Origin of the sequence: Methylomonas sp. LW13, from assembly GCF_016865255.1 — a bacterium.
Classification (GTDB): domain Bacteria; phylum Pseudomonadota; class Gammaproteobacteria; order Methylococcales; family Methylomonadaceae; genus Methylomonas.
Window position 1 is genome coordinate 361,304 of the sequence record NZ_CP033381.1, and the last position, 13,929, is coordinate 375,232.

Sequence of the window (13,929 nt, forward strand, 5' to 3'; positions counted from 1 at the left end):
TCAGTATAGCCTGCCTACCCCTGAAGCACGGAATGTTTAACGGCTTGCTCGGCTCTGTCTGCAGCGCGTCTCGCATTAATCGAATCACGGCAAAAACTAGGCTATACTGCCCAGGCAGCGTCTACGCATGCTGCCGTAAGACATTGTTCTGTACAGGGTTTTAGCAATAGCCTTTACCCGGCAACACCGTTTTTCTTCAACATCCGATAGCAGGACAATGAGCCAATAATAATAAAAAATCATTCTTGAGGAGGTGTAAATGGCTAGTCAGCACTTCGATTACGAAGCGATAGTCATCGGTAGCGGTTTCGGCGGTTCCATCAGCTTTTGCCGGCTCGCGCAGAAGTGGGGTTCCAAAGTCTTGCTGTTGGAACGCGGCAGGCATTATCCAATGGGCTCTTTCGCCCGCTCGCCCAAACAAATTTCCGACAGTTTTTGGAGCGTGGAAGGCGAGGCGATAGACCGACCACGCCACATTCAAAACAAAAATCTGCGCGGCTTGTTTGACGTCCGCAATTACAAAAAAATGGATGCAGTGATTTCGGCGGGCCTGGGCGGCGGCTCGTTGATTTACGCCAACGTCTTCCTCGAACCGCCCGAACAGGTCTTCGAGCAGGGCTGGCCGACCGGTCTGGATAAAGCCACCCTGGCCCCGTATTATCAAGTTGCCAAACAAGTATTGGGCGCTCGCCCGGTGCCATCCTGGCAAACTGACGACCGCAGAAAAATCGTCCGCACCGAACTGTTTCAAGAGTTTGCCGCCCACGAAAACCGCAGCAGCAAGCTGGCCGACATCTGCGTGTTCTTTGGTAACGATTACAACTATAACGCTTCGGATTCGCCAATCCCCATCGGTTTGCAGGAAAAAAACCGTTACGGCGCCACGCAAACCTCGTGTACCTATTGCGGAGAATGCGATATCGGCTGTAACACTCACTCGAAAAACACGCTGGATCTGAACTACATTCACGCCGGCCAACACCAGCATGGCGGCCAGGTATTTACCGACTGCCAAGCCGAAAATATCATCCCGCTCAATCAGCATGGTGACGACGACAGCTCCGCCAGCGGCGAATTCGGTTATCGGGTTGAATTTCAAAACTTTGCCACGGGAAAACTGGAAAGCCTGAAAACCCGCCGCGTCGTGGTGTCGGCAGGCACCTTCGGCAGCAACGAGCTATTGCTGCGCTGCCGCGATGTGCATCACAGCCTGCCCAAACTTAGCGAGCAACTGGGACGCTGGTTCTCCGGCAACGGCGACTTTTTATCGTTCGCGATTGAAGGCAAAAAAGACGCCGACCCCAACTACGGCCCGGTAATCACCCAATACACCGATTACAACCTGTTCGACCGCTTCAACAGACAGCAAGCCTTCGTGCTGGAAGACGCTTCTTATCCGGCTTCACTGGCCTGGTATATCGAAGGCGTTTTCCCGACCAGCACTTTACGCAAACTGATTCGCGCCGTGAAAGCGTTAATCGAGTGGCTGAAGAAATACGTGAGCAACGGCGTCTGGAACGGCACGTTGGGGTTCTCGCTACACGAAATATTAAAGGACGATTTATCTTCCAAATCCGTGGTGATGTTGTGCATGGGCCTGGATCATGGCGACGGCACGCTGACCTTGAACAAGACCGGACACATTGATCTGGATTGGCCGCAAGATACCAGCATGAGCTTGTATCAAGCAATTCTCGCGACTGGCGAACGCTTCAAAAAATTTGTCAAATCCGACTGGTTTTTCCCGTTGCCGACCTGGGACTTACCGATCCGTCATAACGTGACCGTGCATCCTTTAGGCGGCTGCATCCTGGCCGACTCGCCGGACAAAGGCGTGGTCAGCGGCCATCCCGAGCAGCGCGGCCAAGCCTTCGGTTATCAGGGCTTGTATGTGGTGGACGGCTCGATCTTGCCGAGCGCAGTCGGTGCCAATCCGGTAGCGACCATTTCCGCGACCGCGGAATGGATTGCGGAAGGCATCACCGGCATCAAACCCGATGCCAGCCTGGGCGTGTAAACCCAATTCACAGGACTACTGACATGACAACTAACAGCAAAACCTCGTTCGAATTCACCGAAGAAATGAAAGGCTATCTCAGCCTGGGCCAAACCGCTTTTGAGGACGGTTACCAGCAAGGCAAGGAAGATAACCATTACTTCATGTTTCATCTGACCATCCAGAGCGACGACCTGGATACCTTTTTGGAGTCCGAAGCTCACCAATCGGCGGCCATCGGCTATGTCGAAGGCGATTTGATCGGTGGCCGGCGTAACGTCGATAAAGGCGTGTTCAATCTGTTCGTCGACAGCGCCGACGCCGACCGCAAACAAATGCTCTACCGGCTGTTTTTTACCGATGCCAATGGTCAGGCCATGACCTTGAGCGGTCGCAAACAGATTCAAAACAACGTCGGCCCGGACTTATGGGCCGACACCACCACCTTGTTCACTAACTTATTCAAGGGCCATGTGGAAGCCGACAAGGAAGCCAAAGCCAAGGTTTACGCCACCGGCTTGTTGTATATCGAAGTGATGGACTTTGCCAAACAGCTGACGACGATCAAAGCCAGCGGCGATACCTTGAAAGACCGTCTGCATGCCATCGAACGCTTCGGCGGCTTCTTTTTAGGCGCGTTGTGGGAAGTCTACAAACCATCCATGTTGCCAAAGATGGGCAGCTTCGAGCGGGAAATCCCACTGTATACCTTGGAAGGCGTCAAGGATGCGGAGGTCAGCACCCATCAGTTCACGACCGCCGACCGGCTGGGCCTGAGCTTATTGCGCTTCAAGCGCGCGGCTAGCGACGATGTGGTAGTGCTGGTGCCGGGCCTGACCGCCGCCAGCGATATGTTCATCATGCCGGAACATTACAACCTGACCAGTTATCTGTTGGATCATGGTTTTGGCGACGTCTGGACTTTGGACGGTCGGATCAGTAACCGCTATTCCTATAACCTGCATAGACACAACTTCAATGTTGACGATCTGGCGCTATACGACATGCCGGCGGCCATCGCCACCGTGCGCGCGGCGGTCGGTCCTTCCGCCCGCATTCATGTCATCAGCCACTGCTTTGGGGCGCTGGCGTTTACCATGGGCTTGTTCGGCAAAGCGGTGACCGGCGTGCGCAGCCTGATCGCCAACGGCGTGGCGCTGACGCCGTGCGTGCCGCTGCCGGCCAAGATCAAGCTGTATCTGGGCCCGCTGGCCGCCGATTACATTTTGGGCGTGGATTATCTGAACCCTTATTGGCGGCGCGAACCGGGTTGGGGGGCGGGTAAATTGCTGGCGACGGCCATTTCGGCGTTTCATCACGAATGCGACTCGCCGGAATGTCATATGCTCAGTTTCATGTGGGGCTGGGGCTTTCCTGTGTTGTACAAACACGAAAATCTGCAGGATGTGACTCATCGCCGCTGCGGTGATTTGTTTGGCGGCTGTAGCGTCAATTACTACCGGCATGTGTTGAAAATGGTCAATGCTAATAACACCGCCGTGAAATATCAGCCCAACGAACCGCGTTACCGCAGCTTGCCGGACAATTATTTCCAACATGCCGCCGAAATTGACACGCCGTGCCTATTCGTCGCCGGCCAGGACAATGCCTTGTTCCGCAACTCCAATATCGTCTGCCACCAACGTCTGGAGCAAATCGTGCCCGGCCGCCATGAACTGGCGGTGATTCCGGATTACGGGCATGCGGACGTGATCATGGGCAAAAATGCCGCGCAGGACATCTTTCCGCGTTTCGTGGAATTTTTGAATAAATATCGCAATTGAGGAATGCAGCTATGACAAGTACCCAAGAAGATTTACAACTAACGCTGGATACGCTGCAACCGACCAAAACCCGACCAACCGCCGGGTTGAACCGGCTGTGCATCAGCATCAGCGACCTGCATTTCACCGATAACACGGTCGGCAATCAAAGCAGCGAGGAAATTGTTTGGGCCGAATTCTTCGCCGACATCGCCAGTACTTGCAAAACTCAGCAAGTCGACGAATTGACGCTGATCCTGGACGGCGACGTCGTGGATATGATTCGAAGCGCGGTGTGGGCCAAGCACGGTGTCTATCCGTGGGAGCGCGACAAACCGGAATTTGTCTTATGCCTGCGTGAAATCATGGCCGAGATTGTGAGCTTGCACGCCAACAACGCGGACGGTTTTTTCAATCATCTAAAACGGCTTCCTGACGACCTGAAAAATACCCATCTGGAAGTCATCACCTTACTGGGCAATCACGATAAGGAAATTTTCACCGATCCGGTCACCCTGCGGATGTATTACGACGAGTGCTTGGGGCCTAAGCTGGCTAATTTGTCAGCCGAGTATCGGCAGTGGGTCGGCAAGATGTATTTCGATGACGAACAACATTTTGCCGACCGAAACAGCGTACCGTGGCTGCCGTTTTATTGGGGAGATGCCGAGTTGCGGGTATTTATTACTCACGGCCAATGGCGGGATCGGGAAAACAGCTTGGCATTTACGCCGGGCAACAACTTACCGGGCTGGAGTACAGGGGACGGTTGGCGGGCTAAGGTTTGGCAGCAACTCCATTACGCGCCGTTCATCGCGGCCTGTTTCGGCGATACGGTTGCGGCCGGTGCGCTGTCCACGTTTATCTACCGTTGCAAACTCAAGCTTACTGGTCTGGACGACTCGCAAGCCAACGTTAGCCGTATCAAACGCATTCTGGACGAATTGGATTTGTACCGGCCCACCTCGGCGGCAATTGCCCGGATTCTGCAAGAAACCCGTGACAAAAAAACCGGCAACGAACTGCGGGACATTATCGAGAACGAGTTATACGAAACCCTGTGCCTGTGGCTGAGTTGGGATTACACGCTGAGCAGCTCTCCGGCTTGGCGGCGCTTGGCGTTTCGCGTTGCCAGGGTGTGGCTGATGGTCACCGGCCCGTTGCATATGTTCCGGGTGCAATTGCACTTGGTACGCGGCGTGTTATGGCTTTATGACCAAGTACAAACACTGCTTGACTTGCTGGGACCCAGTTCGGTGTATCGAGAAGACGGTGCCAGTTTCAAAAATTTGCAGGTGTTTCCGACATTTCAGGATTTATTCCTGCAACAAGGATTTCGGCTGCACGGCGAAGGCCATACCCATATCCCGCTGCAAACCGAAGCGGATATCAAGCACACCGCGGACGGCGCACCAAGCCGAAACTTTACCTACATCAACTTCGGCACCTGGCGCGACCAGTTGGTAAGCAAAGAGAAAAAAGGCTACCGCCGTCGCGGCGTCGGCCGTAGTCTGTATGTGCTGAACAAGGTTACGGGCCCACAGCCGGGCTATCGTTTTTTCGTAAACGATAATTTGTCCTGGAGCGACAACATGGATCGACTGTAGCTTTTTTTGGCGACGGTGGCCGGATAGTTGCGTCCGGCAGCCGCCACGCTTGGAATTGGCCGGCCTGTGGTAGAATCGGTCCAATGCATGAACTAGACACATTCAAGCTGATCGAGCGGATCAGCGCCTTGCTACGTTCGGAAGAACGCAAAAAATACGCAGCAATCGGTTTGCAACCGGTACATGGTCAGGTGCTGGAGTATCTGGCCAAGTGCAATAAATACAGCAACACCCACGCTGCGGTGGCTGAGTATCTGGGTTTGACCAAGGGCACTGTGTCCCAGACTATCCAGATTTTGGAGCGTAAGCACTATCTGGATAAGACCACGTCCATTTTGGACGGTCGGGTGGTCCATCTGAGCCTGACCGAGGCCGGCAAGCGGTTGATCGAAGAGTTAAAGCCGCTGGATGTTTTTAAGCAGGCCGAATCCAAAGTCAGCCGCCAGGAGTTCGATACCATAGGCCAGGCGCTGCAAACCACGTTGGGCGTGCTGCAAAAAGTCAATGACTCGAAGAGTTTTGGTTTGTGTCGTTCCTGCCATTATTTTTCGGTGGAACAGCATCACTATCAATGCGGCTTAACCGAACAACCCTTGGATCGCGAGGATACTGATAAAATATGTCGTGACCATTTACCCGTTCCCAATTCATTCATAGACCAAGAGTAGCCACCATGTTTGATCCCAAAGCCATAGACAATCTTGCCGAGCGTATCGCCGGCGCAATCCCTCCCGGTTTGACCAATCTGAAAGACGATGTGGAAAAGAACGTCCACGCCTTGCTGCAAAGCGGCCTGTCCAAACTGGATCTGGTCAGCCGCGAAGAATTTGAAGTGCAAAAAGCCGTATTGGCGAAAACTCGCGCCCGTTTGGAAGAACTGGAAAAGCGCGTCGCCGAACTGGAACAACGGATTCCGCAAGCCTAAAAAGCCATGTCGCTGGCCGTCGTTTACAGCCGGGGCCGCTCCGGCATTGACGCCCCGCAAGTGACGGTGGAAGTGCATGTCAGTAGCGGCCTACCGGCTTTAAATATCGTCGGCTTGCCCGAGACGGCGGTGAAGGAAAGCAAGGATAGGGTGCGCGGGGCGATCATTAATTCGCACTTCGAATTTCCGTTCCAGCGCATTACCATCAATCTGGCCCCCGCCGACCTGCCCAAGGAGGGCGGCCGCTTTGATTTGGCGATTGCATTAGGTATCCTGGCAGCCTCCGGGCAAATCCCCAAGGATGCCTTGCACGAGTACGAATGCATCGGCGAGTTATCGCTAGGCGGTGAGTTGCGGCCGATTCCCGGCGCGTTGCCGGTAGCGATTCATTGCCGCAATGCTTTTCGGCAACTGATTCTGCCTGCTGGTTGCGCGGCGGAGGCGTCGTTAATCAAGGATGCGCAACTCCTGCCGGCCAGGACACTATTGGAAGTCTGTGCCCACTTGGCCGGCCGGCAAGCCATCGCGCCACCTGACGTTCATCTCAGCTTCGAGCAAGCGGTTCACACGGTCGATTTTGCCGACGTGCACGGCCAATTTCACGTCAAACGGGCTATGGAAATCGCCGCCGCCGGGAAACACAATTTATTGATGCTGGGCCCGCCCGGCACCGGCAAGTCGATGCTGGCGGCGCGCTTGCCTACCATTCTGCCGGAACTCAGCGAACAGCAAGCCCAGGAAACCGCCGCGTTGGCCTCGATCAGCGACCACGGCCTGGACGTCAGTCGCTGGCGGCAGCCACCTTACAGAGCGCCGCACCATACCGCATCAGCTGCGGCTTTGGTTGGCGGCGGCAGCAACCCAAAACCCGGCGAAATATCCTTGTCGCACAACGGCGCGTTGTTTTTGGATGAGTTGCCGGAATTCGATAGAAAAGTCCTGGAAGTGCTGCGCGAGCCCTTGGAAACCGGGCATATCACGATTTCCCGCGCCAACCGCCAAGCCGACTTTCCGGCCACTTTTCAGTTGATTGCAGCGATGAATCCCTGTCCCTGTGGCTACCTGGGCGACGCCTCCGGCCGTTGCCGCTGCACCGCCGAACAAGTTGCCCGCTATCGCGCTCGAGTCTCCGGGCCTCTTCTGGACAGAATAGATATGCATATGGAAGTGCCGCGCGTCGCCCTGGAGGTATTGCGCAAGGGCTCTGCGGCCGGTGAAGAAACCAGCGAAGCGATTCGGCAGCGCGTCGTCGTAGCCCGCGACATTGCTTACCGCCGCCAAGGCAAAGCCAATGCTGCGTTAACCGCCGCCGAGGTGAAGGTTATTTGTACTTTGTCCGAAGCCGGTCATCAGTTGCTGGAACAAGCGCTGGAAAAATTCGGCCTGTCGCACCGGGCTTACCACCGAATATTGAAACTGGCGCGCACGATTGCCGATCTGGCGAATTCAAAGAATATCGAAATCTCCCACCTCAGCGAAGCCATAGGCTACCGCAAGCTTGATAGAACCCGATAAGCATGCAAAACCGGCCGCGTCATGCCGGGTTTTCGAAATAAACCGCCAACAAACCCGAGGCATTCATGACATCCAATTCTGCTTCGATTTCATTTTGAATCAACTCCAGATGATTCAACTTGATTTCGGTCCGGGTGCGCGATGAATCCATTAATTCAATCAGACCGGTTTGCCCCAAACGATAGGCATCTTCGGCAATTTCGAGTGGTACAGCCACGAACGACCACATTCCAGTCTGAAACGCAAAACGCCGCATCAGGCGTATAACGAGGGGCTGTCAACACTCAAGTTGGCCGCCTAAACCATAGCGGTAACGGATATAAAAAATGCCGAGCGGCGATTAATGGAATTAGCGCTACACTGAATTCGCAGTCATTGGGGCGAGAAACAGAGAAAATTCAGGCAATAAAAAAGGCGCATTGTCTAGACAATGCGCCTTGTCTCAGAGTAAAGCTAATGCTTACAGTTTGTCAGCATTTTTGCTCAGATATTCAGCCACGCCCGCTGGGTTGGCATTCATACCCGCATCGCCTTTGTTCCAACCGGCTGGGCAAACTTCGCCATGCTCTTCGTGGAATTGCAGCGCGTCAACCATGCGCAGCATTTCGTCAAAGTTACGGCCCAGTGGCAAGTCGTTGACAACTTGATGGCGGACGACACCGGCTTTGTCGATCAAGAAACTACCGCGGAAAGCTACGCCACCAGCGGACTCTACGTCGTAATCTTGGGCAATAGTGTGTTTCAGGTCGGCAGCCAGAGTATAACGGACAGGGCCGATACCGCCTTGGTTGACAGGCGTGTTACGCCAAGCGTTGTGGGTAAAGTGTGAGTCAATAGAAACACCAATCACTTCAACGCCGCGGCTTTTAAATTCGTCGATCCGATGATCCAAGGCAATCAATTCGCTTGGGCAAACGAATGTAAAATCCAATGGATAAAAGAAAAGTACTGCGTATTTGCCGCTAGTGGCCGCTGAGAAACTGAATGAATCAACAATTTGGCCATCGCCTAATACCGCAGGAACTGTAAAGTCAGGGGCTTGCTTACCTACTAAAACGCTCATCAATTTTCTCCAAAATTTTTTATAAAACAAAAGGTTAAGAGCATGTTTGCGCCTCTGCGAGAAGGCTGGCGCTTATTCTACACGAATTTAGTTGGTATTTGCCCAATAATCCCCTTAAATTCCGCTTGCAAGACGGCTGATTTCGCGCTAATTTGTAATCCATAGCTTACACAATTAACAGGCGGTCTGCGTGCTTCGCGATGCTTAAATTCACTATGCAGACCTTTGGTGAATTTTTTAGGGTACGTCAAATGGCAAAAGTAAAACACATTACAGAACCCGATACTTTCGGTTTTCAAGTTCGTATTGTTCGGCGTGGCAAGGAGAGCAGCCGTTATTTTTCTCACAAGCTCTGGGGCAGCAAAACCAAGTCGCTGAAAGCCGCGATTACTTGGCGCGATCAGATGCTGGTGGTATTAAAAGGCAGCAAGACCCGCTTCCTGAAACCACCCAAAAACAAAACGACTACCGGCGTAACCGGTGTGTCCAGAACCATCAAGTTCGATCACCGCAAAGACAAAAGCTATCTTTGCTACACGGTGTTTTGGGTAAAAGATGGAAAGTCCAGGAATAAAACCTTCCAAGTGGGCAATGTAGACACGGTAACCGCCGACGACGAATTGCATGCCTTTCGCACTGCGCGCCTATTTCGGAGCTGCTACGAGCATGCCATCGACCACGATGCGCCGTTCGACGACAGCAAATTCGCCAACTGGAAAAAACTACGCTTATACGAAAACGAGATGCTGAACGCTGTCAACTGAGCGCACCAGCATGAGTTTAATCGATGCGCATCTCAATGCGCATCGACAGATCGACTGCAGCAACATTCTTCGTTAACGCGCCTATCGAGATAAAGTCCACCCCGGTTTCGGCCACGGTTCGGATATTGTCCAAAGTAATATTGCCCGATGCTTCCAGTTCGAGTAGTCCCTGGTTTTGTTGTACCGCTGTGCGCATATCGGTGAGTGAAAAATTATCCAGCATGATGCGATCCGGTTTCGCGGCAAATGCCTGGGCAAACTCGTCAAGAGTTTCCACCTCCACTTCGACCGTCACATTCCCATAGTCTCTAGCCAGCTTGACTGCATTGGCAATTGAGCCTGCCGCGATAATATGGTTTTCCTTGATCAACATGGCGTCGAATAAACCGATGCGATGATTGAAACAACCTCCGCATTTGACTGCATATTTTTGCGCCAAACGTAAACCGGGTAGGGTTTTACGGGTATCCAACACCTTGCAGCCGGTACCCGCCACGGCATCCGCATAGCGGCGGGCGATGGTCGCCGTCGCGGATAAGGTTTGCAGCAGATTCAACGCCGTGCGCTCGCCCGTCAGCAAGGCCCGAGCGGGACCGCGCAACTTGCAAAGTACGGTGTTCGCTGAGACACGTTCGCCCTCATTGCATTGCCAATCGACCATTACCTGGGGGCTTAATTGTCGAAACACCTCATCGAACCAAGCTCTACCGCACAGCACTATGGGTTCGCGAGTTATCACTGCGGCATTGGCTTGAGTCTCGGCTGAAACGATGCTGGCGGTAATATCGCCGCTACCGATATCTTCAGCCAGATAAAGCGAGATTTCTGTGGAATTTGGTTGCATGGGCGTGTGATGGACGATGAACAGGGAGAGTAATTATAAACCGCATGCGGTGACAGCCGTGCCAAACTCTGACCAATGTGAGGCAAGTAAAAGTATAGGGGTGGTTGGCAAAGCTTATAAAATACCGCATCACTGACAAAGCTTGAAAATCATGATAATTCGCGATCACTACTTGACTAGCGCCTGCCAGGTCGCTTCGCCGAACTGCGACGACAGACCGGACTCCGAAGATGTTTCGTTATTGGTTATCCATTGCATCAGCCTGCCGCCTGAGCAATTCGCGGGCGACTATATCGACCAATTGTTTTGCAACTGCCTGGATCCAAACAACCATCCTTACTTCCAAGACATACATCAACTTAAGGTGTCCGCGCATTTATTGATTCGCCGGGATGGCAGCATTCGGCAATATGTGCCGTTCAACCGCAGGGCTTGGCATGCAGGCGTGTCAAAATATCAAGACAGGGAACGCTGTAACGATTTTTCTATTGGTATAGAGCTGGAGGGGGCTATCAGCGTGGCTTACACTGACGCTCAATATCGGTGCCTTGCCGATGTGTGTAGAACGCTACTGGCGAATTATCCGAAACTGTCGAGCCAGCGTATTGCCGGTCATAGCGATATTGCCCCAGGCCGAAAAACCGACCCTGGGCCATTTTTTGACTGGTGCCGCTTTAACGAATTGCTGAGTTCTAGCGCTGAAAGTCCTGCGGGGCAAACAACAAAAGGGCTGCCGTAACCTGCGACAACGGAGCAAAAATCGGCACTAATCGGTTTTAATTTCCAGATGCACGGCTTTAAGTATCTCTAGCAACTCTTGATACTGGACTTGTAGTGGCCCCAATTCGCCCTCCAACTGCGCAATGCTTTCATTGACATTACCTTTGGATTCATTGATTTTCCTGAGCATGATCAAGCGGCTTTCGATTTGCTTTTTGTGATCTTTGATCTGGTGCATAAGCGGCGACAGTACGCTATTACTCCAGGTAACCGCATCCCGTTGGGCTTGCTGCAGAATATTCCTTGCTTTGGCTATCAACGTACCATAAAGCTTGTTAACCACTATGCTTTGCTCAGTCATCGTAGTTTTAGCGCTATTGCGAAACGCTTCGCCTTCTTCAAAAATCTGCTCCAGCTCAAACTGATGTTGTTTTATCGAAAACAATTGTGGCTCAATTTCCTTAAAACCGTATTCATCCTGAAACTTCTTATGAATCGCTTTAATCAAGCGCCGGGTTTCTTCGGTCATATCCACCGAGTCTTGCAGCAGATCCCGCAACTCGTCAAACAACCTACGCATATTCTGTTTCATGCCGTAAGTCGTCAGGCTTTTGCTCATATCCTCCTTGGTACGGCGGATAATGTCGTCGATTTTTTCTTTGGCAAACGAATCGATCAACATCTTGGCCTGCACCGCAAACACTTTACGGCTGGCCTGAAAGTTTTCGATATTAGCCATATAGGCATTTTGCCGGTCGCGGGTTTCGGCCATCAATTTGCCGGTCAATTCCTGGTTCTCGAAATCGACTTGTTTGAATTCGTCGAGCTGCTTTTGGGCGTTAGTGATTTTTGATTCCATCAACTTGACCGACTCGCTGACCAAAAACCCGATTTCTTTATCGACAACACCCTTTAGAATATCGCGGCGCTGATCGAGAATGTCGTCCGACAGATAGCTTTCCAACAGATTGAGACGGCTTTTTTGCAGCAAAGCATCGTCGCCCTTCACCTTAGCCAATAAAGCTTGCTTCGCGGAGACCGGGAAAATAACTTCCTTCTCCAGATTCAGAATCATGGCACAGGTGTCGATTTGCTTTTGGATCGAAGCTTCGTAGCCAGTCTCGCCGGCCAAATCGTCCCACATCGAGTCGATTTTATTCATCACCACCGCTAAGCCCTGGCGGCGGTTACCTCTGGAGCTACAAACGTGGCTTTTCCACATTTCCAGGTCACTTTTGGTCACGCCGGTATCGGCCGCCAACACGAAAATAATGGCTTGAGCGCTGGGCAACATGCTCAAGGTTAACTCCGGCTCGGTACCCAAGGCATTTAGGCCCGGCGTATCCAGAATGCACAAACCTTCTTTTAACAAAGGATGCGGAAAGCTGATCATCGCATGTCGCCAACATGGCACTTCCACGGTTTCCGGATTGATAATGCCTTGCTCGGCCGCTTCGCGTTCGTTCCACAGGCCCAGTTTATCGGCCATTTCCCGAGAAACCTTCTTCGTGGCAACCAACTCTCTAAACGCTTCCTGCATTTGCGTAGGCGATTCGCAATTCAGCTCGATTTGCGTCCAACGATCCGGATTGCGCTTGTAATCCATCAAAGATATATCTTCCAAGCGGCTCTCAATGTTGAGCAGCCGAATGTAACTGCCGCCTTTTTCATCCCAGAATAGCTCGGTGGGCGACATCGTGGTCCGGCCCGGCGAAGACGGCAACAAGCGCACGCCGGTTTCCGCAAAAAACAGCGAGTTGATCAGTTCGGTTTTACCTCGGGAAAACTCCGCTACAAACGCCAAGGTGACGCGATCATTTTGCAAGCCTTGCAATATATTCAGCAAGGTATCTGTGCTTTGCGGGTCACTGAAGCGATAACGGTTACGCCAGTCCCGATACAATTCGATACCCTGAATCAGTTGTTCGCGCCACTGCGTGTATTCGTGCAACTGTTCTTTAAATTCCAGATTTCTCATGGCTCGCCTTTGTTCCGACTGTACTCAATATAAGGGGCAAATTGTAACGGCTAAGTGTAGACCAATAATCCATAAGCAAAAGCCTCGGGCACGCATGGATACTCAAATTCCGTACTGCTGTCGATAGGCTTGAATAATGGCCAACTTATCCGCCGAACCGCTCTGTTGGGAAATAAATTCGATGATGTCCGCCAAGCAGATTATCGCCAGCACCGGAATACCGAATTGTGTCGACACTTCCTGCACGGCCGACAATTCGTTCTGACCTTTTTCCTGACGATCCAGCGCTATCACGACACCCGCAACCGTCGCGCCGGCGGCACTGATGATTTCCACTGATTCACGCACCGACGTACCTGCGGTAATCACATCATCCAGAATCCAGACTTTGCCTTGCAAGGGCGCGCCGACCAATACGCCGCCCTCGCCATGATCCTTGGCTTCTTTGCGGTTAAACGCAAACGGAATGTCGCGTTGCAAGCGGGAATAGGCAATCGAGGTGGTGCTGACCAACGGGATGCCTTTATAGGCCGGTCCGTACAATACATCTACCTCGACACCGGCGCTAATCAGCGTCTGCGCATAAAATTGCCCCAATTTATCCAGCTGAGCGCCGCTGTTGAATAGGCCGGTATTAAAGAAATAAGGACTGACACGTCCGGACTTTAAATGAAATTCGCCAAATTTTAATACGCCGCAATCCAAAGCGTACTGGATAAACTGTTTTTGGTAATCGAGCATCGTGGAGTGTTAC

13 protein-coding genes are annotated in these 13,929 nt (G+C 52.4%); 8 read left to right on the top strand and 5 right to left on the bottom strand.

Annotated features, from left to right (window positions below):
• Positions 1-259: 259 nt before the first annotated feature.
• The 6 genes from JL719_RS01555 to JL719_RS01580 all read left to right on the top strand — a co-directional run bounded on the left by JL719_RS01555 (position 260) and on the right by JL719_RS01580 (position 7,806).
• Complete coding sequence (locus tag JL719_RS01555) at positions 260-2,017, top strand: GMC oxidoreductase (RefSeq protein ID WP_033158180.1); 1,758 nt, start codon at positions 260-262, stop codon at positions 2,015-2,017.
• 23 nt (positions 2,018-2,040) lie between these two features.
• Complete coding sequence (locus JL719_RS01560; RefSeq protein WP_084153384.1) at positions 2,041-3,780, top strand: alpha/beta hydrolase family protein; 1,740 nt, start codon at positions 2,041-2,043, stop codon at positions 3,778-3,780.
• An 11-nt stretch (positions 3,781-3,791) separates the two neighbouring features.
• A complete protein-coding gene (locus JL719_RS01565; RefSeq protein WP_051670262.1) occupies positions 3,792-5,366 on the top strand; it encodes a hypothetical protein in 1,575 nt (524 codons plus the stop codon).
• Positions 5,367-5,449: 83 nt separating this feature from the next.
• A complete protein-coding gene (locus tag JL719_RS01570; protein WP_033158178.1) occupies positions 5,450-6,034 on the top strand; it encodes a MarR family winged helix-turn-helix transcriptional regulator in 585 nt (194 codons plus the stop codon).
• A 5-nt stretch (positions 6,035-6,039) separates the two neighbouring features.
• Positions 6,040-6,291: a ubiquinone biosynthesis accessory factor UbiK gene (ubiK, locus tag JL719_RS01575; protein WP_033158177.1), complete on the top strand. Its 252-nt coding sequence runs from the start codon at positions 6,040-6,042 to the stop codon at positions 6,289-6,291.
• A 6-nt stretch (positions 6,292-6,297) separates the two neighbouring features.
• Entirely contained in the window at positions 6,298-7,806 is a 1,509-nt protein-coding gene (locus JL719_RS01580) for a YifB family Mg chelatase-like AAA ATPase (protein ID WP_033158176.1), read from the top strand.
• Positions 7,807-7,825: 19 nt separating this feature from the next.
• Here the strand turns inward: JL719_RS01580 and JL719_RS01585 are convergent, their stop codons facing one another.
• On the bottom strand, positions 7,826-8,023 hold the full coding sequence (locus JL719_RS01585) for a hypothetical protein (protein WP_174843444.1): 198 nt from the start codon (positions 8,021-8,023) through the stop codon (positions 7,826-7,828).
• A 243-nt stretch (positions 8,024-8,266) separates the two neighbouring features.
• Entirely contained in the window at positions 8,267-8,869 is a 603-nt protein-coding gene (locus JL719_RS01590; protein ID WP_033158174.1) for a peroxiredoxin, read from the bottom strand.
• Positions 8,870-9,120: 251 nt separating this feature from the next.
• Here JL719_RS01590 and JL719_RS01595 point away from each other — a divergent pair, with 251 nt between their 5' ends.
• A complete protein-coding gene (locus tag JL719_RS01595) occupies positions 9,121-9,633 on the top strand; it encodes a hypothetical protein (RefSeq protein ID WP_020484362.1) in 513 nt (170 codons plus the stop codon).
• A gap of 16 nt (positions 9,634-9,649) precedes the next feature.
• Here JL719_RS01595 and nadC read toward each other — a convergent pair whose 3' ends face one another.
• Entirely contained in the window at positions 9,650-10,477 is an 828-nt protein-coding gene (nadC, locus tag JL719_RS01600) for a carboxylating nicotinate-nucleotide diphosphorylase (protein ID WP_033158173.1), read from the bottom strand.
• Between the two features lie 151 nt (positions 10,478-10,628).
• On the opposite strand from nadC, the gene ampD reads away from it, so the two are divergent.
• A complete protein-coding gene (gene ampD / locus JL719_RS01605; protein ID WP_033158308.1) occupies positions 10,629-11,216 on the top strand; it encodes a 1,6-anhydro-N-acetylmuramyl-L-alanine amidase AmpD in 588 nt (195 codons plus the stop codon).
• A 27-nt stretch (positions 11,217-11,243) separates the two neighbouring features.
• Here ampD and JL719_RS01610 read toward each other — a convergent pair whose 3' ends face one another.
• The gene (locus JL719_RS01610; protein WP_033158172.1) at positions 11,244-13,175 is read right to left on the bottom strand and encodes a dynamin family protein; all 1,932 of its coding nucleotides are present in this window, start codon (positions 13,173-13,175) and stop codon (positions 11,244-11,246) included.
• A gap of 102 nt (positions 13,176-13,277) precedes the next feature.
• A complete protein-coding gene (gene pyrE, locus JL719_RS01615) occupies positions 13,278-13,916 on the bottom strand; it encodes an orotate phosphoribosyltransferase (RefSeq protein WP_033158171.1) in 639 nt (212 codons plus the stop codon).
• Between the last annotated feature and the right edge of the window lie 13 nt (positions 13,917-13,929).

Bases quoted from the DNA above. Each gene is read 5' to 3' on its own strand.
- JL719_RS01555 (WP_033158180.1), top strand. From the start codon at position 260: ATGGCTAGTCAGCACTTCGATTACGAAGCGATAGTCATCGGTAGCGGT.
- JL719_RS01560 (WP_084153384.1), top strand. From the start codon at position 2,041: ATGACAACTAACAGCAAAACCTCGTTCGAATTCACCGAAGAAATGAAA.
- JL719_RS01565 (WP_051670262.1), top strand. From the start codon at position 3,792: ATGACAAGTACCCAAGAAGATTTACAACTAACGCTGGATACGCTGCAA.
- JL719_RS01570 (WP_033158178.1), top strand. From the start codon at position 5,450: ATGCATGAACTAGACACATTCAAGCTGATCGAGCGGATCAGCGCCTTG.
- ubiK (WP_033158177.1), top strand. From the start codon at position 6,040: ATGTTTGATCCCAAAGCCATAGACAATCTTGCCGAGCGTATCGCCGGC.
- JL719_RS01580 (WP_033158176.1), top strand. From the start codon at position 6,298: ATGTCGCTGGCCGTCGTTTACAGCCGGGGCCGCTCCGGCATTGACGCC.
- JL719_RS01590 (WP_033158174.1), bottom strand. From the start codon at position 8,869: ATGAGCGTTTTAGTAGGTAAGCAAGCCCCTGACTTTACAGTTCCTGCG.
- JL719_RS01595 (WP_020484362.1), top strand. From the start codon at position 9,121: ATGGCAAAAGTAAAACACATTACAGAACCCGATACTTTCGGTTTTCAA.
- nadC (WP_033158173.1), bottom strand. From the start codon at position 10,477: ATGCAACCAAATTCCACAGAAATCTCGCTTTATCTGGCTGAAGATATC.
- ampD (WP_033158308.1), top strand. From the start codon at position 10,629: ATGATAATTCGCGATCACTACTTGACTAGCGCCTGCCAGGTCGCTTCG.
- JL719_RS01610 (WP_033158172.1), bottom strand. From the start codon at position 13,175: ATGAGAAATCTGGAATTTAAAGAACAGTTGCACGAATACACGCAGTGG.
- pyrE (WP_033158171.1), bottom strand. From the start codon at position 13,916: ATGCTCGATTACCAAAAACAGTTTATCCAGTACGCTTTGGATTGCGGC.